Origin of the sequence: Pedobacter sp., from assembly GCF_041645105.1 — a bacterium.
Lineage (GTDB): Bacteria > Bacteroidota > Bacteroidia > Sphingobacteriales > Sphingobacteriaceae > Pedobacter.
This window is the reverse complement of record NZ_JBAZQQ010000003.1, coordinates 106581-130420: the sequence shown is the minus strand read 5'-3', so window position 1 is coordinate 130420 and position 23840 is coordinate 106581. Positions and strand designations below refer to the sequence as shown.

The 23840-nt window shown below is 36.4% G+C and carries 20 protein-coding genes; 10 read left to right on the top strand and 10 right to left on the bottom strand.

Annotated features, from left to right (window positions below; all coding sequences use genetic code 11):
* Positions 1-6: 6 nt before the first annotated feature.
* The 3 genes from WC623_RS10635 to WC623_RS10625 are packed head-to-tail and all read left to right on the top strand — an operon-like array spanning position 7 to position 2905.
* Positions 7-1386 carry a RagB/SusD family nutrient uptake outer membrane protein gene (locus WC623_RS10635; RefSeq protein ID WP_372850772.1) on the top strand — a complete coding sequence of 460 codons (1380 nt, stop codon included), beginning with the start codon at positions 7-9 and terminating at the stop codon, positions 1384-1386.
* Positions 1387-1397: 11 nt separating this feature from the next.
* On the top strand, positions 1398-1589 hold the full coding sequence (locus tag WC623_RS10630; protein ID WP_372850770.1) for a hypothetical protein: 192 nt from the start codon (positions 1398-1400) through the stop codon (positions 1587-1589).
* The gene (locus WC623_RS10625) at positions 1574-2905 is read left to right on the top strand and encodes a hypothetical protein (RefSeq protein WP_372850768.1); all 1332 of its coding nucleotides are present in this window, start codon (positions 1574-1576) and stop codon (positions 2903-2905) included. Before WC623_RS10630 ends, WC623_RS10625 begins: the two co-directional genes overlap by 16 nt.
* 143 nt (positions 2906-3048) lie before the next feature.
* Here WC623_RS10625 and WC623_RS10620 read toward each other — a convergent pair whose 3' ends face one another.
* Positions 3049-4914: a glycoside hydrolase family 2 protein gene (locus tag WC623_RS10620; protein ID WP_372850766.1), complete on the bottom strand. Its 1866-nt coding sequence runs from the start codon at positions 4912-4914 to the stop codon at positions 3049-3051.
* A 97-nt stretch (positions 4915-5011) separates the two neighbouring features.
* Here WC623_RS10620 and WC623_RS10615 point away from each other — a divergent pair, with 97 nt between their 5' ends.
* From WC623_RS10615 to WC623_RS10585, 7 genes are all read left to right on the top strand, one after another.
* Entirely contained in the window at positions 5012-5674 is a 663-nt protein-coding gene (locus tag WC623_RS10615; RefSeq protein WP_372850764.1) for an HAD family hydrolase, read from the top strand.
* Positions 5675-5810: 136 nt separating this feature from the next.
* Entirely contained in the window at positions 5811-6629 is an 819-nt protein-coding gene (locus tag WC623_RS10610; protein WP_372850762.1) for a universal stress protein, read from the top strand.
* A 173-nt stretch (positions 6630-6802) separates the two neighbouring features.
* The gene (locus WC623_RS10605; protein WP_372850760.1) at positions 6803-8170 is read left to right on the top strand and encodes a L,D-transpeptidase family protein; all 1368 of its coding nucleotides are present in this window, start codon (positions 6803-6805) and stop codon (positions 8168-8170) included.
* 37 nt (positions 8171-8207) lie between these two features.
* The gene (locus WC623_RS10600) at positions 8208-8381 is read left to right on the top strand and encodes a hypothetical protein (RefSeq protein ID WP_372850758.1); all 174 of its coding nucleotides are present in this window, start codon (positions 8208-8210) and stop codon (positions 8379-8381) included.
* A gap of 3 nt (positions 8382-8384) precedes the next feature.
* Positions 8385-9131 (top strand): ankyrin repeat domain-containing protein, encoded by a 747-nt coding sequence (locus tag WC623_RS10595; protein WP_372850756.1) that lies wholly within the window; start codon positions 8385-8387, stop codon positions 9129-9131.
* Positions 9132-9171: 40 nt separating this feature from the next.
* A complete protein-coding gene (locus WC623_RS10590) occupies positions 9172-9600 on the top strand; it encodes a DUF1801 domain-containing protein (protein ID WP_372850754.1) in 429 nt (142 codons plus the stop codon).
* Positions 9601-10022: 422 nt separating this feature from the next.
* Positions 10023-10304: an RtcB family protein gene (locus tag WC623_RS10585; RefSeq protein ID WP_372850752.1), complete on the top strand. Its 282-nt coding sequence runs from the start codon at positions 10023-10025 to the stop codon at positions 10302-10304.
* Positions 10305-10429: 125 nt separating this feature from the next.
* Here the strand turns inward: WC623_RS10585 and WC623_RS10580 are convergent, their stop codons facing one another.
* The 9 genes from WC623_RS10580 to WC623_RS10540 all read right to left on the bottom strand — a co-directional run bounded on the left by WC623_RS10580 (position 10430) and on the right by WC623_RS10540 (position 23814).
* Positions 10430-10924, bottom strand: a complete 495-nt coding sequence (locus WC623_RS10580; protein ID WP_372850750.1) for an SRPBCC domain-containing protein — start codon at positions 10922-10924, stop codon at positions 10430-10432.
* A 299-nt stretch (positions 10925-11223) separates the two neighbouring features.
* On the bottom strand, positions 11224-12096 hold the full coding sequence (locus WC623_RS10575; RefSeq protein ID WP_372850748.1) for an alpha/beta hydrolase: 873 nt from the start codon (positions 12094-12096) through the stop codon (positions 11224-11226).
* A 174-nt stretch (positions 12097-12270) separates the two neighbouring features.
* Complete coding sequence (locus tag WC623_RS10570) at positions 12271-14172, bottom strand: FAD-dependent oxidoreductase (RefSeq protein WP_372850746.1); 1902 nt, start codon at positions 14170-14172, stop codon at positions 12271-12273.
* Positions 14173-14192: 20 nt separating this feature from the next.
* The gene (locus WC623_RS10565; protein WP_372850744.1) at positions 14193-15254 is read right to left on the bottom strand and encodes a hypothetical protein; all 1062 of its coding nucleotides are present in this window, start codon (positions 15252-15254) and stop codon (positions 14193-14195) included.
* Positions 15251-16807 carry a RagB/SusD family nutrient uptake outer membrane protein gene (locus WC623_RS10560; RefSeq protein ID WP_372850742.1) on the bottom strand — a complete coding sequence of 519 codons (1557 nt, stop codon included), beginning with the start codon at positions 16805-16807 and terminating at the stop codon, positions 15251-15253. The genes WC623_RS10565 and WC623_RS10560 overlap by 4 nt, the downstream gene beginning before the upstream one ends.
* 12 nt (positions 16808-16819) lie before the next feature.
* Positions 16820-20098, bottom strand: a complete 3279-nt coding sequence (locus WC623_RS10555; RefSeq protein ID WP_372850740.1) for a SusC/RagA family TonB-linked outer membrane protein — start codon at positions 20096-20098, stop codon at positions 16820-16822.
* Positions 20099-20338: 240 nt separating this feature from the next.
* Complete coding sequence (locus WC623_RS10550) at positions 20339-21508, bottom strand: FecR family protein (protein ID WP_372850738.1); 1170 nt, start codon at positions 21506-21508, stop codon at positions 20339-20341.
* 92 nt (positions 21509-21600) lie between these two features.
* Complete coding sequence (locus WC623_RS10545) at positions 21601-22191, bottom strand: RNA polymerase sigma factor (protein ID WP_372850736.1); 591 nt, start codon at positions 22189-22191, stop codon at positions 21601-21603.
* 171 nt (positions 22192-22362) lie between these two features.
* Positions 22363-23814: a sialate O-acetylesterase gene (locus tag WC623_RS10540; RefSeq protein WP_372850734.1), complete on the bottom strand. Its 1452-nt coding sequence runs from the start codon at positions 23812-23814 to the stop codon at positions 22363-22365.
* Positions 23815-23840 lie beyond the last annotated feature (26 nt).

Here is a 23840-nt window from a genome sequence, read left to right as displayed (position 1 = left end):
ACAATTATGAAAAGATTTTATTTCGTTACCCTTTTGCCCTTGTTTGCTACATTTATTTCATGCAAGCAATTTCTTGATATCAAACCAAACGGAAAAACCATTCCTAAAACTTCAGATGAATTTGCTTCTTTATTACACAACAGATTGAATGAAATCGATTATGCTGATAATAGTGAACCCCTGATTGGAAGCATCGGTAGTTTAACAGATATCGAATATTTTTCTGATAATCTTGACGCCAATCTTAATATCTTTCCAGGCGGAAGTAATCTACCTGTGTATGTTGGACAAAAATTAAACGAACAACAAACCCGCTATTCAACCCTTTATCAGCGTATCCGTGATTGTAATATTATCATTGACAACTTGAAAACCGAAGATAATGAAGAGAGTAAAAATGTTCTAGGTACAGCTTATGCCATGCGGGGTGTAGCCTATTTCTTGTTGCTACGTGAATTTTGTGAGCCTTATCAGAGTGATGACCAATTGGGAGTACCATTAGTAACACGTTTTGATATGGAAGAAAAGCCACTACGTAGTACTTACGGACAATCTATCCATCAAATTGAACAGGATTTAAATAAATCAATTAGCTATCATGTGTCTGATAAGTTGTTTCGTTTTACTGAAGATGTAAGTCGTGCTTATTTAGCCCGTTTACACTTCTGGACAAAAAATTGGGATAATGCTATTAGCCAGTCTATAACATTAATATCTTCATACCCAATGCTTGATACAACTGAGTACAGAGCTATGATTCAAAGCAAAAATAGCCAGCTCGGTAATACTTTATTGCGTTCTTATATCTTTAATGATCAGAATGGAGATATTACTTATTCTAATGAATCTCAAGCTATTCAATTCAGACCAGCTTCAAAAGATTTTTTTGACTTGTTTACTGAAAAGGAAGAAGATGTTAGATTCAATATTATTTTCGGTAAAAAACGCATCAATAAGAAGAACTTCTTTGCTGGTGTACGTACGGATGAAATGGTCTTGATACTTGCGGAGGCTTATGCGCACAAAGGTAACGAAGATAAAGCATTAGAATACTTAAACCTGATTCGCAGTAAAAGAATTCCTAAATATGTGGCTTATACCGCTGCAAATTTGCCGGCAATTTCAACTACAGGTTTAATTAAAGTTGATGCAGATGGAAAACCTTTAACTCCTTTAATACAAGCAATTTTAAACGAAAGAAGAAAAGAACTTTATGGAGAGGGAGATCGTTTCTGGGAGCTTAAAAGAAATGGTAGCCCAAGTTTTTGGGTCGCATCTAATGGACGTAGATACACTACATATCCTTACATGTACACCTTCCCGATCCCAAGAACTGATATGCAAATTATTAACGGCCTGATTCAAAACCCAGGCTATTTCAATTAAAAAAACTGACCATGAAACATAGATTAATATTAGCGGCTATTGCATTGGGCGTATTGACCTTTGCAGCTTGTAAAAAGGAAAATGAAGTGCCACCTAAACAAGATGGCTATATCTTAAATTATGCTATTCCAGCTCCTACTTTTCTTACTGATGATGAGCGAGATATTCTGGATGCAAAACGTGATGAATGGGACAATTTATAGTCGCCATTATTTTAAACAGTAATTATAAAAACAAAATGATGTTTAATAACAATAGATTATTAAAATTTAAAAATATACTTGGGGCTGCCCTTCTAGCCACTATGACACTTATGTCATGTGGAAAAGATGATGAGCTTTCTAAAAGAGAGAATATACTAGAGTTTGAGACGACAACTTACAGTATCCCGCAATCGGGCGAGTTAACTATGAAAATTGTTACAACTGCTCCTGTTTCTTCTGATGTAAACATTCCGTTTACTATAAGTGGTACGGCAATACCTGGTGATGATTTTGATATTTCAGCGGATGCTTTCATTATCCGGGCTGGCTCAACTATTGCTGAGGTAAAAGTGACGGCTAAACCATCATTTGACCTAAACAAGTCTTTCAAGGCGACCTTAGGGAAAATTCCTTCTGGCATAAATGCGGGGAACATGCTATTTACAGAAGTCTCTATCGGCCCAAAAGATATTCTGATTTACTCATTTGAATCTAGAAATCTAAGTATGACAGAAACTGTTGATGTTAACCTGACTTTAACAGCTGCAGAAGGCCCTTTTATTTCACCCACTGAAATGAGAATACCTGTCGAGCTAATTCCTGGCACTACAACAGCTGTTGAAGGTGTACATTTTAGTTTTGATGGACCAAAGGAGTTTGTAGTTCCTGCTGGAAAACTAAGAGCTACACTCAAGCTTAAATTCCTAAAGCAAGAGGTTGGTAAAACGACTATCGCTTTAAGGGTTGCTCCAAAAAGTAACCATTTTGTAGCAGGTAACTACAACAGAACCAATATCAAAATTGAAGGCAGTAACTTTAGCAGGCTAAAAGGTACCTGGAAGTACAAGGCGTTTACTAATAGAAATTGGATTATAGAGAATATTTGGGGTATGGATGATGAAGCTTTGTTTCCAAAAAATAACACCAATGATTTGATTATTATTGATGAGACTACTTTAAAAGTACAAATGACTGGAGATTTGAAAAACTATTTCAGAACTGCTACAATTACAGATAAAGGAGAAGTAACTGAACGTTTACAAGAAGCTGGATTTCCTCCACCATCTGTAAAAATGCAGCTGGTACAATTGTCGACAGCAAATGTATTCTTTTCTACACTTAAACAAAAAATACGCTCAACAGACGTGGGGTTGCGTGTATTTGTCGAGAGTGGTAAGGATATTCTTGAAGTTACTATAAGGGATTATGAACCAACTGATTTCCTTTCTAATACTTATGAGATGTATAATTCTTTCGGCGATGTTCCGGTAATGAAAACTATGCCTTTACGTTTCCATTTTGAACGTGTAAATTAAGGGTATTCAATTTCCGAAGCAAAAAGCGACTGGTGGTAAAGCCAGTCGCTTTTTTAATGTAATTAATTTCAGTTACCATATTATATTCAAATCTTCAGCTTTTATGATAATTGAATAGCAAAAGATAATGCCAACAACAAAAGTTATTTATAAAGCTGTTTATGCATTTCATTCAATTCAGCCTCTGGAATTTTAACAACTTTCCGATCATAAGTAATCAAACCATTTATTTCAATCTCGACATCAGTAGTCTGTGTATAAACAGCAGCAGACAGCCCTTGTGGGATCAAGCGCAGCAAGTCTTTAACCAAACCTGCATAACGTTTTTTAAGCTCTTCTTTTGTTTTAAAACTCTGATATCCCCAATTGTCTTTCTTTTGCCAGGTATGTCCTTCAATTGGTAAACCTAATCCACCAAACTCGCCCAGAACCAATATCTGTTTATCACCAAATAAATCAGCACGAGGCATCAATGCTTCGGGATAATTATGAATATCGAAGATATGACCGACAGGAAAAAAATTACCCCCACTAGCACTATTTACCAGTCTAGATGGATCATACTGCATTGTCCAATTTGTGATTTCTACAGTTTTAAATTGTCCCCAAGCTTCATTAAATGGTATCCAAACTACAATAGAAGGGAAATTGTATAACCCATCCATCATTGCTTTCAGTTCTGTACGATAAATAGCTTCTGATTCTGCTGTACGGATTTTATCATGATTCTTACCAGAAGTTAATCCAGGTCTCATGTCCCAATGATTACCACCTAAATCACCACTTGGCATATCCTGCCAAACCAATAATCCTATCTGGTCGCAATGGTGGTACCACCGGGCAGGTTCGACCTTAATATGCTTACGAATCATGTTAAAGCCCATTTCCTTTGTCTTCATCACATCAAAAAGTAAGGCTTCATCCGTTGGTGCTGTATACAAACCATCAGGCCACCAGCCTTGATCTAAAGGGCCATATTGAAATACAAATTTATTATTTAGCAACATACGCTGCACACCTTGTGCATCTTTACCCATTGAGATTTTTCGCATTGCACAATAAGATGAAATCCGATCTATTACCTTTCCATTCCGCAATACCTTTACTTCAATATTGTAAAGTTTAGGTGTGTCTGGCGACCAGAGTTTCGCATTGGGTACAGAGAGCGAAACCATTTCACCAGCATTTGCACCTACTTTGTCTACCAGCTGATTCCCATCCAAAATATTAACCTCTAGTCTATCACCTGCTTTCACATTTTCAATATTTGCTTGAACCTGCATCTTACCCCCATCAATATCGGCAGTATGCCTGGTACCAACAATGTAAGTGGCAGGTAGGCCCTCAAGCCAAACTGTTTGCCAAATCCCAGTTACTGGTGTATACCAGATTCCCCTGGGTTTCACTACCTGTTTTCCATTGGGCTGTGGACCTTCATCAGATGGGTCCCAAACTCCAAGTACAATCTCCTGAGAACTGGATTTTGTCAAAAACCTTGTAATATCGAATGAAAAAGCATCATAGCCTCCCTCATGTTCTCCTACCTTTTTGCCATTGACATACAATTCGCACTTCCAATCAACAGCGCCAAAATGCAATAAGACACGCTCTTTGTTTATGTTTTTGTTTATTCTAATTGTCTTTTTATACCAAAGAGTCTTGTCTTTGCCCACACTTTTTGCAACGCCAGACAATACCGATTCAACTGGATAAGGAACAATGATCTCTCCATCAAAAGAACCCGGTATATTCCCAAGTTTACCCTTTGTGATGCTATAGTTCCATTTGCCATTTAAATTCTGCCAATCCCTTCTTACCAATTGTGGTCTCGGGTATTCAGGTAAAGGCAGATCTGGGTTAACTTTGGCCGACCAGGATGTTCGTATGGGATCAGTATTTATTGGAGTTTCTTTTTCCTGTGCATAAAGTGTTTTTGAGTTAATGAATAGCATTCCAATAAACACCATCACTGATAAAACAGGATTCAGTATACTAATATGTTTTTTCATTTGTGTTGGTTAATCAATATGAAATATTTGGTTGATTTAAAATCACATTTAAATATAATATTAAATTACGCCAATCTTTTATGCATATTGGTCGCAAATGAACAATATAAATCATAATACGGAAATCAAGTGTATCATATTCGACTGCGATAACGTACTTGTTGATACAGAATCTACCTTAGTTTCTGTTCTTATTGATATGGCGCGTGAATATGGTGCAGATATGGACACGGGAGAAGCCATAAGGTTATTTAGTGGAAGACAGCTATTACAAAGTATCAGAATTTTGGAGCAACGGTCAGACATTACTTTTCCCGAAGATTTTGAAAAAAGATTTAGAGTAAGACTTTACGAGGAATTCAGAAAAGGTGTACAACCCATTCCAGGTGTAAAAGAATTATTAGAAAGTCTAAAATTACCCTATTGCGTTGCCTCTAGTGGGCCAAGAGAAAAAATTGAACTTAACTTAGGGCTAACTGGTTTAAGTGTTTTTTTTGATGAAAGCAGGATCTTTAGTTCTTATGATATAGATAGCTGGAAACCGGATCCGGATATCTTTTTACATGCGGCAAGTACTATGGGTTTTTCGCCGTCTGAATGTGTTGTTATTGAAGATAGTCTTGCAGGTATAGAAGCAGCGAGAACCGGAGGATTTAGGGTATACGGGTTAACAAACGGCTATAATCAACAAGAATTAACAGATCATGGAGCTATAGTTTTTCATGAGATGAGGACCTTAATACAGCTTTTAAATATCTAAGCTTCTTCTTGCATCATTAAGATAAATACATTTCAGGAATTGTTTATTACGGTTCAATCATCAAATAATTCATCTGGGTATAATTTTTCCAAAATGCACCAACATAACTTGTATTATTGGGTATAATGATAGAATAATGAAGAAAATAATTGTTGCAACTGATTTTTCAGTAGAAGCAGATAATGCGATGCATTACGCTGCCACTGCCGCTTTCGATGGTAAATATGAAGTGATACTTTTTACTTTACAAAACATCTCGATTCATGCGCTTAATTCAAGGATTTCACCAGAAGGATTAGATCAACTGGTAAAAAAGTATCAGGAAAAACTAAACATAGTTTCAGCAAAACTGGCAGCTGATTATGGCATAAAAGTACGTCCATATTTTGCAATGGGTGATTTCTACGAGGAACTTCCAAAATGCTATGAAGAACACTGTGCAGATCTGGTTGTTTTGGGTATGGCGCAGAAGTCATTCGAACAGGATTTGTTAGGAAATACAACCACCCAATCATTACATCGACTTAAATTCCCAATATTGGCGATACCACTGTCTGTTAAGTATAAAGGAATCAAAAATATACTTTTTGCTTGTGATATTGTACGAGGAGTTCATAAAGAGGTTTTAGAGAAGGTAAAATCCATTTCCCAGGATTTCGGAGCAAAGGTAGAAGTATTTCATGTTTCTAATAAAGTTGCCGAATTAAAACAAGAACAAATCAGCAATCACCTGCAAGAGATAAAGCAAGAGTTTAAAGGTATTAGCTATCAATATAAAAATGTCCAATCAAATGAGATCTTAAAGGCTATAAATATTGAAATGCAATCTATACAAGCTGATTTACTGATTATGGTTCCATATCGTTATGGCTTCTGGGCTTCTTTGATACATAAAAGCAGAACCAGAGTGATGGCATCAAGTAATAATATCCCGTTACTTTCTCTACCATTGTAGTCACGGATAAAACAATTTTTATCGTCTAAATGTTTTGATAACAGCGAATTACGCTGATTATTGAAATCGAAATAGGCATTATCATGAAAGAAAGCTTGTATAAACCAGCAATAGTTCTATTGTTATGCTGTACAAGCTTGTCTTTATCTTGCGGAACAAAACGAAATATTGTTATGAGTGTTCCGCAAAAACCCTCTCTCCATCTTTCAAATGATAACATAAAATCAAAAGTTTTAGACTTCCAAGGCGAGTTTAATAAACTCTTAAACAAAAAAAAGCTCTTGCTCCCCTATTCTGAATTGATTACCGAAGTATATGAAACTGTAAATTACCAACCAATTTTGGTTACTAAATTTCTTCCAGAAGAAAACCTACAGATATTATTCGATTATTTAGAAAAATCAGATCAACACGGATTAGATACCAATCTTTTTTATATCCCTGATATAAAAGAAAAACTAGCAGCGTTCAACGCTTCAAAAACCTCAGATTCACTTAAAACCTATCAAAATTTAGTAAAGTTAGAACTCGCTACTGTAACCGCCCTCATCAGGTATAGTATGATTCTACAATTCGGCCTTGTAAATCCGGGGAATATATATACCGATACCCAATACAGTACACCTACCTTGCAAGCGGATAGCATTACCATAATGCATGTGTTTGAAATCAAGGACTTAAAGAAATATTTAGACAGTATTCAGCCAAAAAGCCCTACTTATATAAAATTGCAAAAGGCATTACTTGCCACAAATGAAAATGGCTCAACTGCGACAGATGAAATCCGAGAATCCTTAATTGTAAATCTGGAACGCTTACGTTGGAAAAACAGACCTGCAGATGAAAAGTATGTGTCTGTAAATATTCCAAGTTTTAGTCTTGATGTGATCAATAAAGGAAAATCAATGCTCCAGATGAGAGTTTGCGTTGGCGAAAAAGGACAATGGGAAACTCCTCAGTTAGGCAGTATGATATTTAGAATACAAGTCAACCCTGTATGGAATATTCCACAAAGTATTGCACGTAATGAAACGAGTAAAAATGCTGCTCAGGATCGCTATTATCTATCCAATAGCAATATTAAGGTATATAAAAAAGGTGTACTTATTCGAAATTCTGAATCGATAAACTGGTCTACCGCTAATCTTGATGAATACTCATTCCAGCAACAACCAGGGGTAGAAAATGCCCTAGGAAAGATTAAATTTCTATTTGAGAATAAAAGTAGTGTTTACCTTCACGACACCCCACATAAAGTATTTAATCAGCCAATGCGTGCAATAAGTCATGGATGTGTAAGGGTCCAGAAACCACTTGAGCTTGCCGATGTGTTATTCGACAAAAGCCCCAAATATCAACTGATCAAAAATGCAATGGCAAATGGTTATCCCCGTGCTAAGTTTATTGACTTACCACAACAGGTACCTATTAGAATAGACTATTACACAATTGGAGTCGACACTAAAGGAACTATTCATTATTATAAGGATATATATGAACTCGATCCTATCCTGTACAAGGCAATAACGAAACAATTTTAAACCTAGATTGTTTAATTCCAATAAGATAAGAGTTTCCATGAAGAAAAGAAGAAATTTTATTGTTTCTGGAATCTTGCTCGTCCTAGCAGGTTTGTGTACCAATTATGCCTGGAATACTTCTAACAATTCTTTAAGTGTAAATATAATGATTTTTGCTACTGCTCTTTTTATGGCAGCAGTAGTCATTTTTGTCATGAATTTCAGAGAATAGTTTATGGACTATTTAAGCAAAATATTAATTGATTTTGAACTATTATCAGTAAATGGAATCAGAGAATGCTTTAAAAAAGGAGTTGATCCCAATTTGCAGTTCAACAATAAACCGTTAATCTATGAACTGATTAGCCAATATTCCCGGGGACCGAAGTTCAAAGAATGTATCAAAGCCTTCACTGAACATAGTTTAGAATTTGATGATGTTGCTTTGTTAGCAGTATTGTTAGATGACAGCAAAATGCTTGAAGCTGAATTAAAAGAGAATCCAAAAATCTTACAAAAAAGGTATTCATTTAAGTCTGCGTTTACACCGTTGTTAGAAGCGTCGCTACTTCATATTTCAGCAGAATACAACCATTTATCATGTGCTAAAATGCTGGTTAAATATGGTTTAGATATTAATTTATCAGCAGGTTATGATGAAAATGGATTTGGTGGACAAACAGCAATTTTTCATACAGTAAATCAGAATGGAAATAAGTGTATAGATGTAATGAATTATCTTATTTCAGAATCGGCTGATTTGCATTATACAGTAAAAGGAATCATTTGGGGCAAAGGTTATGATTGGGAAACATTTATACCTGCAGTAAATCCAATAAGCTATGCCATGATGGGACTTCTACCCCAGTTTCAAAGATCAGAAGATCTGATTTATGGGCTCGTTTCCATTTTGATGAATGCAGCTTATGGCACTCATTATATCCCACAAAATATTCCTAACAAGTATTTAAATAAATCGTAATCAATCTTTATATTGTTATCAATTTAAATAGTACAGCAATATGAGCATTAAAACTACCCAAACCGAATCCAGTGTAGAAGAATTTATTGATGCCTTTACATCTACTCCACAGAAAAAACAAGACGGTTTCGAACTATTAAAGTTGATGAAAGAACATACAGGCTATGAAGCTAAAATGTGGGGACCAACAATGATAGGTTACGGTGTTTATCATTATAAATCAGAAAAGAGCAGACAAGAAGGAGATTGGCCATTGGTTGGATTTTCACCACGTAAGGCTGCCATATCTTTATATATTTATAGTGGAGCACCAGGTCAGGAAGAACTGCTTAAACAACTGGGAAGGTTTACTATGGGTAAAGGTTGTATATATGTGAAAAAACTGGAAGACATTAATCTTGATGTATTAAAGAAATTGATCACTGGAACAATTGATTTCCTTGAGGCTAAATGGGGTAAGCAGAGATAACGGTGAGATTAGTCCATTATCAAAGCTACGCCAATATAGAAGGTGACTGCAACACTCTATATTGGCATCTAATTCCTAATCTGTTAGCAATTAAATATCTAGGAATTATGACACCGCTTTCAAAAAACCATACTCATTTCGGTATGGAAGGTGGATTAGATGTAAGACAGGAACGCGAAGTTTTGGATAGTCCTCTATTCAATGAGATTCCATTTTAAAACCCTTGCGCGGAAAGGCCGTAAGACAATGGGAACCTCTGGTAATGGCAACCACTTTGTTGAATTTGGTGAGATTAAAATGCTACCAGATAATACATAAGGGCTACCAGCTAAAAAGTATGTGGCTTTATTGTCTCACTCAGGAAGCAGAGGTTTGCGTTCCACTCTTGCAAGCTTCCTCGTCATGCGCAACAATTGGCCTGGTTGGATTCCAAGCAGTATGACTACCCAGCCTACCTGGTATCGGGTAAAGGCTTGGAAGATGCCTTATATTCAGCTTCGCATGATGCAGGTCGTACTATGAGCCGACAAAAAGCAAAAGATAGCATGACTGTTTCTGCCATGAAAAAGATGTTGGCAAATGCAGGTGTCAGCTTAATTGGTGGATCAATTGAAGAGAATCCTTTAGCCTACAAGAACATAGAGGCGGTAATTACAGCTCAAAGTGAACTCATTTGGGTCAAAACTTTTATGTGTACTTTTTAATTGATCTCCCTTTAGTAAATCAAATGTAGAGGTAAATGAATCACGTTTAAAATCTTTCTTAGAGTAGTGGGATCAAAGGAAATATCTTCTCTTTCTTGATAACATATTTTTAGATAGAGCCTGCTTTAATTGTTAATCATGGGTTGCAAATACTCGTCTTTATTTCTAAGATCCAATCCACCCTCGTAAAAAGATTTCAGGTTAACCAGATAAAATGCCCAACCACTTGCACAACCAAGTCTGATGAACTGCTTAGATTTATCGTCTTGAGGTATATTATAATGCCTTAAGGTTACGATAGTATAATCTGATTTCTCCGTTAAAGTCACATCAACAAGGCACTTCCCTTCAAAACTGAATTGCAAAAAATCTTTCCCATTTGCTTTTTTTATTACACCAGGCATTGAATCTTCATATAAATACCAAAACCAATTATAAGTACATCCAGCCGTAACATTCTCCTCCGGACCAATGATCACCCCAGTTTCATTAGTAAAAATCACTTGTTGGAGAAACCATTTTTCCAATTCCTCTGCCTTCGTCCAGGCATTATAAATATCTGTTAAAGAAGCCTTAACCGCAATAGTTTTGGTAAAGGAAGTCCAATCAAAATCTTTCATAAATGAGCAATAATATTTGTAAATAAAGTAAAATATCCTTAAGCACCGGCAATACCAGTCTTAACTTCACCAGCCCGCTTGTAAATGGCCATGATTACTCCGCTTGGACTAACAACACGCTCTGCTAATGTAAATGCTGCAGGAATCGCATTATTGTAAACAGCCGTTTTCCCTTACTAAGAATGACCGGGTGAAAATATAAATTTAGTCAATAAATATGTTGCAATTAGTGTGCGTATACGACAATAATAATGGGTAAACGCGACATTTCTAATAAAAAATAGCCTATAAATGAACAACTAAAGATTTTTTTTCAAAAAAGCATCAATTTCATCCGTTTTTTCAGCAGTGATAAAACCATATATGGCATGTCCTTTACCTTCGTATATATTTGTTATAGCTTGATTACCTTTTTCTTTCATTTTTTTATCCAAATCATAGGCATAATCAACATGGATCAGTTTATCCTGGTCACCATGAAACGTTAGCAATGGTGCTGCTCCCTTTTTTATAAGATCTGAATCTTCTAAGCCTCCCCACAGATTAACCACAGCTTTAATAGGCAAAGCTTTCTGATTGGAAACATAAGCAGTATACAAAGCTGTCATTGCCCCCGCAGATCCTCCTGAAATAGCTACTAAACGAGTATCAAAGCCATACTCTTTTCCATTGTCCTTAATCCATTTAAGTGCTAACTGAGTATCTTCAGAAGCCGTTTTTATTGCCTCTTTCAATTTAGGATGAAATCCTTTTACTGGAAGTCCTCTGGACATATTTCCTGAGCAACTTGCACCTGAAACCTTTTCATGTTTTAGGGTGAGAAAGTAGTTGATTGAAACTACAGCATACCCATATGAAGCTATTTTTGAGCATAACGCTTTTGTGCCCGATTTATCTCCACCACTAAAACCTCCTCCATGAATAAATACAAATACGGGTAATTTCTCTTTTTTAGCTGATGGTAGATATAAATCTAAAACCCTGTCGGAAGTAGTGTCTTGTTTAAGATCGGTTCTTTGTTCCCCATACCTGATATTTCTCAGAACTTTTAGATCAGCTTTTTCTCTTACCGATGAGCCATTACTTTTAGACTGTGCAAAGCCTGTATTTGACGTAAAACCCATGACAATTAAAAGTATCAAGCCGGTTAGTATACTTCTTTTCTGTTTCATATACATGATAATTACTACTAGTTAGAAAAATTTCAACTGTAACGATCTCCTATATCGAGTTTCGGTTACGTACACGAAAATATGAATATTTCTTATACTTTAATGCAGTTTATAAAAACTACACTAAAGTATAAGAAGAAATTGCTTGATTTATACAGGTTTTATATTCTAGAATTATTGGTAACACCTGATTTCAAATATTTTAGCAAACTTATCACCATGTGTTTTTTGTACTACAATCCGAACTGAATTTACTTTTGTCTTCGGAATCTGGTGTACTACTTTTCTCAGGTAATTATTTTTAACATGAGACTCATGTACAACTTTATCCCCCATTCTGCCTTCTATTTTATAATCAGAAACTGTTTCAGGTTGTACACCTCTTACCTGATTTTTCATTACAGACTTTTCTCCTGATATGCGCAAGAAACGGTTCAACCCTGTATCAAAGGTAAATTCTACTGTAGAAATATCAACTGGCTTGTTCCATTTCAATTCAATCCACACTTCCCCTGCATCTATGTCGGCACGCCACTGATGCGAGCTGCCATCAGCTACATCCCTGTTTATTCCATCAATCACATTAATTGCTTTCCCATCAGTAGTTTCTGAAGAAGCCTTTACCTGTGCTTTTCTTGCTAAATCGTTGGGATCTGTATTACTGACACCCAGTACTGCCTGATCTTGTCTTAACAATAACTGTTGCAAATCCGAGATTTGCTTTGGATTGGCACATAATGCTTTAGGCGTAATATTCTTTTGGACGCAAAGTGCTGCTGCAGTTCCTGCTGCCTGCCCTAAGACTGCACAAGTTGCCATTACTCTTGTAGTAGATAAAGCAACATGAGAAACACTTATATTTCTGCCAGCCATTAATAGATTGTCAAAACTTTTACTGTATAACGAGCGCATAGGGATAGAGTAAGGTCCTTTTAAAGGAATAGATCTAAACGGATTTAACGAGGTGTCGTCCATACCTGCAGGCAAGTGGTCGTCTAATGGCCATCCCCCGTAACCTATTCTGTCTTCAAATAACTGTGGCGATTGCGTGTCTTTTTGAATCATTACATAGTCTCCGGTAATTCTTCGGCTTTCTCTTTTACCTTGAATTGCACCTATCCAGGATAGTGCCCAGTTCTCGGATTTGGGGTGATTACCTGAGTTTTTAATATAGTCCCAAACACCAAACAAAACACTTAGCAATTCATGACGTAACGCTTGTCCGTCTTTTATAATATCTGCTGTACCACCTAGCTCTAACCACCAATAGCCATATTCCCAGGATCTTATTTTCCGATACTCAAAATCCTTAAAAGTATATTTTCTAGCCCATGTAGGAGGAATATAAGGCGCAGGTTTGTCTTGCTCTTCTGCCATAAACAATATACTATTCCCCATTGTGATCTTATCCGCCTTTTCTAAACCTAGTGATTCACCCCATTGAGATTTAGCTTCCCGTCCGGTCATAAATTCAGCGCCAGCGAGTGCAGCAAGCGTACCGTCACCTGTACAATCAGTGTAATACTTCGCGTTTATCTCATATAATTCTTCAGTTGCAGAACAGAAAGCCTTTGCAAGTGTAATACGATTCCCTTTTGCTTGAACATCAAAAAGCATTGTATCAAATAACAAGGTGATGTTTTTTTCCGAAATAACTTTATCATACATTACATAATCAAATACTTCATACGACTTCTGTGGGTTGGTTACCGACTCAGTTAGCATGATTTCTTCTATGATCCCAGTTTCCCTCCATACCTGTTTTAGCTGGGTTGCGCCACAAATGTGCATCCTGATCTCGCTACTGGCATTGCCTCCTAATCGTGAGCGATTTTGAATCAAAACAACCTTTGAACCATTTCTGGCTGCTGCAAGTGCCGCACATACCCCTGACATCCCTCCCCCCGCAATTAGTACATCTGTAGTAAGTTTTCTAATTGCAAATACATCTTTTTGTGGATCAAAAGCCGAACCATCTTTTTTCTTCACTTCACTAAGTGCAGTTGTAGGGTTAATTAATAATGCACCCGAACCCAATCCAAACATTTTTAAAAAATCTCTTCTGTTATCAGTCATAACTTTAAAATTAATTTTACTTATTTCTTTATGCTCTTTAAAATTTCTTTGGCCCCTTGAGCGACTTCGGGCTTCGGATTTATTAATAATGCAGACAATTCCTTTTTCAAGTTTTCGTCTATAAATTCAGTGTTGTTTAAAAAGATGTTCACTACCTTTTCAATCTGGTTAGCGTTTAATTTGTCCACATGACGAAGTAAGATCATCAATTCAGCAGATCCAAGTTTTAAATCCTTAAATTTCAGCAATATTGAATTCTGCAACTCCAGATGTACATTAGATAAGTAATTCAGTATTTCTTGTTGAACAGCAGTATCTAACCATAGTTCTTTTGGTATTTTATCTATTGCAAGATGAGGTGTAAACTCGTCTTTACTTCCAATCAAACTAATCATATCTTTAGAAAAAGGCTTTAGTTTATCATTCGGTAATTCCTTTAAAATAAAATGCTGATAACTAGGATTCCCCGATCTTAACATCCACCTGATCAGTGTCTCATTTAATATGCTTTTAGTATGTCCCAGGATTTTATCAGCTACTCCACCGTTAACGATATGCCATAGGGTATGAACGGTATAGACCGCTCCCGGAACGATCACATCTTGAAATGATTTACTTGTTGCCCCGGTTACTGCGTCCATCTTATTAGAATGTACTTTAACACTACGATCTATCATATCTTCAGCTTCGTAATCCTTGAGCATAGATCGTTCATCTTTTAATATATCCCGTAACTTTTTACCATCCGCCCTGGTAAATTCAATGTGATCAAATTTAGTTAAGGGTCTGTCCTCTCGTGTATGATAGTCTGAAAAACGACCCATTAAATCCCAGTAAACTGTTAAATCAATAGGTTTACATAAGCTGTCTGAACAGACTTCAGTGGCTATATGTGCCGAGTAATAAATTGGATTCTTCGACTTATCTAATAGTAATTCAACATTTAATAGCAGGCCTTTGTCTGTTGAGAATTCAAAGGCCTGCGTTGTGGCATAACTTTCCTTCTCCTGCGCAATTGCCGGAATAGCAAAAAATAAAGCGATCTGGCACAGCAGTACTAGAGTAGTTATGCTTTTCATCATCTCCAATCAGGGTTTTGATCCACTTTTGGATTGGCATTAATTTCCAACTGTGGAATAGGGAAATATTTGTGTTTGGGTAGCACTGTTCTAACAGGAAACACATCATTAACTGCAGCTGGTATAACGGTTAAGAATTTCCCTGTACGTGTAAGGTCGTACCACCTGTCTCCCTCAGAGAAAAACTCCCAGGCCCTTTCTTGTAACACAGCATCGGTAAATTGAGGTTGCGTTAAACCTGCAACCACATCAACCCCAGTAGCTCTTTTATGCACTTTATTAAGATATTGATAGGCATTGATTGGACCATTTAATCTGTTTTCTGCCTCTGCAGCAATTAAATAAACATCAGCAAGTCTTATAATGGGTACATTGCCGCTAGTTTTCGATCCTACAGAATTAGCATCCATATATTTTTTAACGAGAACAGCTTTAGGTGTAATGGGAGTAATTTTATCTTGAGGGACTACCGCTCCGCTTTTATTGATATAACTGGTAGCAAGGAGCTGTGTGCGACGTTGATCATTTACACTAAAAGAATCGTAAAAGGACTGATAGGCAAATATCGACCCGAAAGTAGATTTACCATATGCAGGGGCTGCGCTGCTTGCAGGTCCATACAGAGATAAAGCATTACTTGAATTGCCAGGCACTACACTTTCACCTTCAAATGCCCAGATATTTTCTTGTCTGGCCACATCTTCCTTACTTACATCATAAAGGTCATATACGTTAGTCATTAACGTATATTTTTCTTTACCAATTACAAGTTTTGCTTTTTCAAGTGCTGTAAGCCAGTCTTCATTATACAAAGCGGCCTTCGCGTACAACGCTTCTGCTGCTTCTTTACTGGGCCTTCCTTTTACTGTTCCTGCAGGTGTATAAGAAGGAAGATTAAGAACCGCATTATCCAGATCAGCATAGATCTGTTTATAAACTTCAGCTTTAACGCTTTTCCCAACATATGCTTCTTCTAATGATTTACTCGCATTAATTTTAACTGGAATCTCTCCAAAATTTTTAGCCAGCATCCAGTGAAAAAAAGCTCTTAAGAAGTATGCTTCACCAAGGATTTCCTTTTTCCTGGCTTCAGGCATATCAATTCCTGGTATTTTCTCCAGTACCCAATTTGCTTTTTCAATTCCAGAATAGCATTTCTGCCAGATGTTCAAAGGGGATTCTGAAATCCGGTCAAAACTACTTTGAACTGAGTATTCCGGATCATATATAAATAATGTTAAAGTATTCCTGCCCACAACCGGGCGCGGATAAGTTTGGTCATCACTAAAATCAGGAACCAATATAGCAGATGGTCCGATATATAAGTCTGCCATTTCACTATAGGCCCCGTTTATTGCTGCCTCGGCATCTGCTGGAGTTTTATAAAATTGTTCTATAAAAATGGATGAATAAGGTGTTTCATCAAGTTTACGGCATCCCGATAGCAAACTGAGTACGATTATACTACATAAGCTTAGATAAAATATCCTGGTCATGTTATTTTGTTTTTTAAGCGCGCTATATTGATAGCTCGATATATGATTAAATACTTTCATGGCTCCTCTTTTTTATAAACCTAACTGAATACCTGCAATAAATGATTTCGCTGCCGGATAAACTAAGTTATCTACTCCAATCTGCGTATTGCTATTACCGTATGAGTTTACCTCGGGATCATAACCGCTATATTTAGTAATGGTAAATAAATTATTTGCACTAAAGTATACTCTTAAACTCGAAAGCACCTTTTTTATTGGTAAAGTATACCCTAATGTTATATTTTTGAAACGAATAAATGAACCATCTTCTATAAACCTATCAGTTATAGGCAATCGTCCTCCTTGAAATCCGCTAACAAAATCATTTGATGGATTTGTAGGTGTCCAACGATCCCGCACTCCACCCAATGTATTCCTTTGTCCTAATGGGTTTTCATAGGTGTATCGGCTAATGTTGTAAATATCATTACCTTGACTACCTGAAATGAACAAACTTAAATCTATGTTTTTGTAATTTACATCTGTTGATATTCCGAATATATAATCAGCATTTGGATCTCCGGTAATAGTCTGATCTAATGCTGTAATTTCCCCGTCATTGTTCAAGTCCTTAATCTTAGTTCCACCTGTACGACTATCTGATTTGGCAATGATAGCTTCTCCCGTTTGATAAATTCCGTCAAAAACATAGGTTTTAAACAAACCCATGGGCGATCCAACTTTTAGAATGGTGTAGTTGTTAACAAACATTTCATTCGTTAGACCACCATCTAGATTTGTTATCTTATTCCGGTTAAAACTAATGTTTCCGGCAAGATTCCATTTAACCTCCTTATCCAACACTTTTGCATTTACAGAAAATTCAACTCCTCTATTGTCAATCCCCGCAAAGTTCCCGGTCATACTTGGGTAACCAGAGGATAAAGGAAGACTTTTTACGTAGAGCAGAGCTTTGGTATTCTTGTCATAAATATCTACAGTTACATTGATCCGATTAGAAAGGAAGCCGATGTCTAATCCAAGATCTGACTGTGCTGATTTTTCCCAACGCAAATCTTTATTGGCAATCGCTTTTGGACTGATACTACTTAGATAAATATGATTAAATGCATAACCACCACCGGGTGCAACTAATGGCAGTGATTTGTATAAGTCAACTGATGCAGCATTTCCTGTAATTCCGTAACTAACTCTCAACTTCAAATCACTGATAAAATCAATATTTTTCATAAAGGCTTCTTCTTTAATCCTCCATGCTCCCGCTATCGACGGGAAATAACCATACTTATTATTTTCTCCAAATTTTGTCGCACCATCTGCCCTTGTTGTAACATCTAAGAAGTATTTATTCTTAAAACCATAGTGAATTCTCGCCATATATGAATCTAGTCCTTCAAGAGAACGGGAACTTGACACAGCTGATGTTAGTGCAAGTTCTAAAGCTTCATTTGTTGTTGCATCATTAGGGAAACCAGATGAATTGATTGTATTTCTATTATTTAAATTGTTTTGACTGGAAAATAATCCAGTAATATTTAAAGTATGATCTTCTCCAAATTGCTTATTGTAGGTTAGCAAACTTTCATGTAGCAATACGATAGCATTTGTATTTTCTTTTTTAGCACTGCCAGAGCTTGCATTGATTTCAGAAAGAGACAATCTGGAAAGAGGGGAATAAAAATCTTCCAGACCATTAGAAAGTACCATATTCAAAGATGCTTTATACTTTAAACCCGGAATGATATTCGCTTCTGCAAATAAATTAGTTAATGTCCGGTTTAACGTTTGTCTGTTAAGCCTCATGGTTAAGCCCAATGGATTGATTACTTCCTTATAACGCCCGCCCATTTGATCAAAAAATGGGAAAAAGCTACCATCTTCACGATACGGCTGGAGTGTTGGTGGTGCGCCAATTGTTGCCCCTAAAACAGTGTTTACAATTCCATTAAAATCCGTTACAGCGGGTGCAGGGTTGTTATTTATATTATAACTACCTAAAATACTGATACCCGCCTTAAAGTGATTACTAATTTGATGATCTAAATTCAATCTGAGAGAATATCTCTTAAAATCCGTAGCTACAACAACGCCTTTCTGATCAAAATAATTTAATGAAAGCATCATTTGAGTTTTTTGATTCCCTCCCGATAATGACACCTGATGGCTTTGCATTGGAGCGGATCTAAACATGAGATCCTGCCAATCTACACCTTCTCCTAAAGAGCTAGGATCTAGATATACAGTGGTTTTGTAGATTTCATTTTCTAATGTTGCAAACTCCATTGCATTCATCAGATCTAATTTTTTATTGACTTGCTGTGTCCCATAGTATCCTTCATAATTTACACGAGACACTCCTTCTTTACCTCTTTTAGTAGTAATCAACATTACTCCATTGGCACCTCTGGCGCCATAAATAGCTGTTGAAGAGGCATCTTTAAGGATTTCAACGGACTCAATATCATTAGGATTAATGGCAGATAAGGAACTGATCTCATTGATACCTCCAGAATTGGTTAGGGGTATTCCATCCACCACATAAAGGGGTTCTGAACTTCCGTTAATGGAATTAGCACCACGAATACGTACACTGATGTTTCCACCTGGAGCAGCCGAGTTTTGTGTAACCTGAACACCAGGTACCCTTCCCTGTAAACCCTGGGCAACATTAACAGCAGGGGTTTTCATTAATTCCTCTGCTTTTACGGATGCAATTGCTCCTGTTGTGGCTATTTTTCGCTGACTACCATAACCAATAACAACAAGTTCTGTAAGGTCAGTTTTTTCTTCAACCAGAATAATATTGAATTTTGTTCTTGAACCTACACCGACTTCCTGAGTTTTAAATCCCATATAAGAAACTATCAACACTGCGTCTTCATTGATATCCTGCAAAACAAATTCTCCAAGCTGATTAGAGGAAGTACTTTTAGTGCTTCCCTTTACTTTTATTGATGCACCAGGTAATGGATTATTCGTTCCATCTAACACTTTCCCTTGGATATCAATTTTTTTAAACTGACTTAGAAACTGATCTATCAGAGATTCTTCCTCTTTCTTCACTACAATGCTTTTCTCAAATATGGTAAAAATCAGACCTTGTCCTTCCAGACTCTTCTTCATAACATCCACTAGTGGTGTATTGGAAAAATTGCCAGGAATTTTCCTGTTATCTTTCACCATTTCGGGTAAATAAAAGACATCATAACCTGTTTGCTTTTTAATCTCCTTAAAAAGCTGTTTAATAGTTATTTTAGACTGATTCAGCGTAAGTTTTTGTGCAAATCCTCCTGCACTTACCTGCATCATCGTTGCGATTAATAAAACGGTAGTAAGTTTAATCCGCATGAACTGTTTTTTTGATATGAAGCGGTTAGGCCAACATAAAATTTTAGTGTAAAAATTGTACATTTGACAATCTGGTTTAGTTTCAAAAATGGTTGACTAGACTAATTTTGTTGGGATCAGATTTAGACCGGGAGTTGTTGCAAGCACTTCCGGTTATTTGTCCGACTACCTTTCTCTTAAGGATCGTTTTCTCTTTTATACATAGTTTATTTGGTTAGAATTGACGGTGATTTGTTTGTATTAATTCCTTTCTACGACTACTTTTCTGCCTGAAACACTAAATTTAAGTGCTCCTGTTAGCTCCATTGTCTTTAAAATATTATTTACATTTTCATACTTAGATATAGAGCCCGCTAAAGCCTGCTTGCGTAATGAATTATCCTTATATTCAATTTCTATATTATACCATCTACTAACTTCCAACAGCGCTGTTTCCAGGTTTTTTCCATCAAACTGGAAATAACCGTTCTTCCATGCCACAGATTCATCAGTATCCACATCCTGAATCCGGATTTGGCCATTTGATAGTAAAGATTGCTGACCAGGTTTAAGAACTACTTTCTTGTCACCTTTCATTAAATCAACTTGCACACTTCCCTCAAGTAAGGTAGTTTTCGCTACTGCTTCATCTGCGTAAGAATTGACGTTAAAATGAGTACCTAGGACTTGAATCTGTTGTGTTTTAGTTTCAACAACAAAAGGATGTAAAGGATCCTTTGCAATTTCAAAATAGGCTTCGCCTTCCAATTTAACACTACGTTTTCCATTTTTTTTCAATGTAGCTGAATAGGTTAAACTGGAAGCAGCATTCATCCAGACTCTCGATTTATCTGGTAGCTTCAAAATATAAGTTTCCCCTTTTGCAGTTGAAAGTGTATTGATTTGATTAGGGTCAGTACCACTATCTTTTATCTCGTAAACAAGCTCCCCATCGGCAGTTTTACTTACACTGATACCAGCTTGATTAGCGATTTCTCCATTTGAAACATCAGACAATCTAATCTTTTTACCATTAGCAAGTGTAAGAGTAGCTCCTTGTTTACCTGGTTTTACATCATAAGCAAAGCTGCTTTGTTTTAGAACTGTATCTTTTTGAATAATGTAAAAATACATACCTAAACCTATAAGAAGGAACACAGCTGCAGCAACCGTACGTACATGCCAATTGGTCTTTAATCTTTTCTTGTATGGTTGTGCACTAATATATGCTAAGATTTCGGCTGAGCGGTTATCTCTTAAATGTATCTGATCATTTGTGGTCATTCTATCCCAATTTGAATCCATCAACTCAGATAAATAATCTAAATTTTCAGTATCTCTTAAAAGTATATTCCACTCCTCAAATTCCTCTATAGAGAGAGTTCCATTCAAGTAATGATGATGTAAGTATGCTATTCTTTCCTTTTCCATTTTGCTATATCGGTCATAACTTAGCCAGATGAGACTAAATATGTCCTCTTTTTTACAAGACGTTCAGGAAAAAAAAAGTGGGTAATGAAAAACTAAAATAATTTTAAAAGAATAAGTGCAACTGCGACATCGGTATTTCTAACCATATAAGTACGCAGAAATCTTAAGGCTAACTTCATATGGGTACGAACAGTCAATGGAGATAAACTGAGTCTTTCTGCAACCTCATCATTCTTTAATCCTTGCAGACCACAAAGTTCATAAACAAGCTTTTGTTGTTGTGGCAATAGATCAATAGCCTCTTGCAATACTTTTCTTGTATCGTTGAGTAGAATCCGTTCTTCTGTATCATTGTGATTTTCCTGCCAGCTTACGGCAAGCATAACATCTGCTCTAGCTTCTCTTGCTCGTTTGCGAAGAATGTCCAATGAATGGTTACGTGTAAGAGTCCGAAGAAAGCTTTCAAGATTATTAATTTTTGCAGCATCAGTGCCAAGCTGCCATAATTTTAAGAAGATCTCTTGTACTACCTCTTCTGCTTCAATTTCAGATTTAAGATACCATAGTGAAAAGGTATATACACTTTCGTGATATTTGTTATAGATTAACCTAAAAGCATCCTGTTCACCCTCACCCATTCTACATAGTAATCTGCTATCGGTATTAAGAGTATTTATGGCCACGTTTAATTTATATTGTAATGTTAAATTTACAAAACAAATATTAATTATAGGTCATTTCATAATTTATAAAAATATAATGAAATAAGATTGCTGCCAAATCATAGAGAATTGTACAACCACCAATATTTTCAGTGGTTGTACATTACATTATATCTCTTTTACTGCCTGATTTTATTTTATCTCCCAGCTATCTGTTCTAAATGATGATGCTGGTAAATCATATTTATTGAAAAGATCACCAATGGTCCATGCTTTGAAGGCATAACGTGCGGCTACAGGTTTACTCACCTCGGTTGCCGATACCAGGATGCCGTCTTTAGTAATTGAAGCTTTTGCAGGGTGAAACACTTTATCGCTTCCTGCTACTTCAAAGTTAGCACTTTCGTTTCCACTAAATTTCAAGCCTTCTGCAGCAGTAAATTTCAACAGAATTTTTCCATCTTGAACTTGCATGCTTTTATAAGTCGGACCAGACCAGTTTATTTTCTTATTTCCATAAGTATTTGCCAATGCTAAATAAGATAAACGCTTGCCTACATTCTCTTTATCGGGTGGGTGAATTGTATTTTCTGCACCTATATCTGTGAGGACTGCCATTCCAGAATTAGTTATGTGGTTTAACGACTGTAATTGAACTTCTCTAAGTACTGGTACTTTAGGCTCTAAGGCTTGAAGGGCTGGCGTCAATGTAGCTGAATTAGATATGTATGGCGCAATCTGTGCAAAATAAAAAGCAAAGTCTCCTGTTTTCCAGTCAGAACGCCATTGTTTTACCATAGCAGGAAACAATTTGGCATACAAATCAGGCTTATTCCTGTTTGATTCTCCCTGATACCAGATTACACCTTTTATACCATATCCTTCGACAGGTTTGATCATCGCATTATACAAACCTGATGGGGTATTTTTGTTTTTGTTTACCGCATCTTCCTCTGCTGGTACTTTTATTTCATTAGAGAATTTACTTAGACTTTCTTTGCTCATCCAGGCTTCAATAACCGTACCGCCCCAATCTGCCTGGATAATTCCAATAGGGACATTCAATTTTTCATTCAAAATTTTTGCATAAAAATAAGCTACTGCACTAAAATCTCTTGCAGAAATAGGGGTGGTATTTACCCATGCAGCTTCACAGTTTTCTAAAGGCTTTTTCCAGCTTACATTTTTCACCTGAAAAAACCTGATTTGCGGGTTCTTTGCCATTGAGATCGCTTGATCAGAACCCAGCACTGGTTGGTTATTAAAACCTTTTAAAGGCATTTCCATATTGGATTGTCCAGATGCAAGCCAAACTTCACCAATCAGAATGTTGTCTAATTTGAAGGTATCACCATCATCAAACGTAATTTCATACGGGCCTCCTGCTTTGGGTGTTTTAACCTTGGTAGTCCATTTTCCATCGGTCGAAACTGAAGTCTGATATACTTTCTTATCCCATGATGTAGTGATGCGTAGCATTTTTCCAGGTTTAGCTCTACCCCATAATGCCGCATTACTGTTTTGTTGCAATACCATGCCATTACTAATTACAGCAGGCAGTTCTACTTTTGCCTTAGCTGACTCTGATGTTAAGAATATAAGCAGACAAAAACAAGCTGCCATATATTTTACTGATCTGATCATTTGATTTATTTATTTGGTTAAAATTT

Coding starts and splice junctions, on each gene's coding strand:
- WC623_RS10635 (WP_372850772.1), top strand. CDS start 7: ATGAAAAGATTTTATTTCGTTACCCTTTTGCCCTTGTTTGCTACATTT.
- WC623_RS10560 (WP_372850742.1), bottom strand. CDS start 16,807: ATGAAAGTATTTAATCATATATCGAGCTATCAATATAGCGCGCTTAAA.
- WC623_RS10595 (WP_372850756.1), top strand. CDS start 8,385: ATGGACTATTTAAGCAAAATATTAATTGATTTTGAACTATTATCAGTA.
- WC623_RS10540 (WP_372850734.1), bottom strand. CDS start 23,814: ATGATCAGATCAGTAAAATATATGGCAGCTTGTTTTTGTCTGCTTATA.
- WC623_RS10590 (WP_372850754.1), top strand. CDS start 9,172: ATGAGCATTAAAACTACCCAAACCGAATCCAGTGTAGAAGAATTTATT.
- WC623_RS10555 (WP_372850740.1), bottom strand. CDS start 20,098: ATGCGGATTAAACTTACTACCGTTTTATTAATCGCAACGATGATGCAG.
- WC623_RS10610 (WP_372850762.1), top strand. CDS start 5,811: ATGAAGAAAATAATTGTTGCAACTGATTTTTCAGTAGAAGCAGATAAT.
- WC623_RS10550 (WP_372850738.1), bottom strand. CDS start 21,508: ATGGAAAAGGAAAGAATAGCATACTTACATCATCATTACTTGAATGGA.
- WC623_RS10625 (WP_372850768.1), top strand. CDS start 1,574: ATGGGACAATTTATAGTCGCCATTATTTTAAACAGTAATTATAAAAAC.
- WC623_RS10600 (WP_372850758.1), top strand. CDS start 8,208: ATGAAGAAAAGAAGAAATTTTATTGTTTCTGGAATCTTGCTCGTCCTA.
- WC623_RS10565 (WP_372850744.1), bottom strand. CDS start 15,254: ATGATGAAAAGCATAACTACTCTAGTACTGCTGTGCCAGATCGCTTTA.
- WC623_RS10575 (WP_372850748.1), bottom strand. CDS start 12,096: ATGAAACAGAAAAGAAGTATACTAACCGGCTTGATACTTTTAATTGTC.
- WC623_RS10605 (WP_372850760.1), top strand. CDS start 6,803: ATGAGTGTTCCGCAAAAACCCTCTCTCCATCTTTCAAATGATAACATA.
- WC623_RS10570 (WP_372850746.1), bottom strand. CDS start 14,172: ATGACTGATAACAGAAGAGATTTTTTAAAAATGTTTGGATTGGGTTCG.
- WC623_RS10615 (WP_372850764.1), top strand. CDS start 5,012: ATGAACAATATAAATCATAATACGGAAATCAAGTGTATCATATTCGAC.
- WC623_RS10580 (WP_372850750.1), bottom strand. CDS start 10,924: ATGAAAGATTTTGATTGGACTTCCTTTACCAAAACTATTGCGGTTAAG.
- WC623_RS10630 (WP_372850770.1), top strand. CDS start 1,398: ATGAAACATAGATTAATATTAGCGGCTATTGCATTGGGCGTATTGACC.
- WC623_RS10620 (WP_372850766.1), bottom strand. CDS start 4,914: ATGAAAAAACATATTAGTATACTGAATCCTGTTTTATCAGTGATGGTG.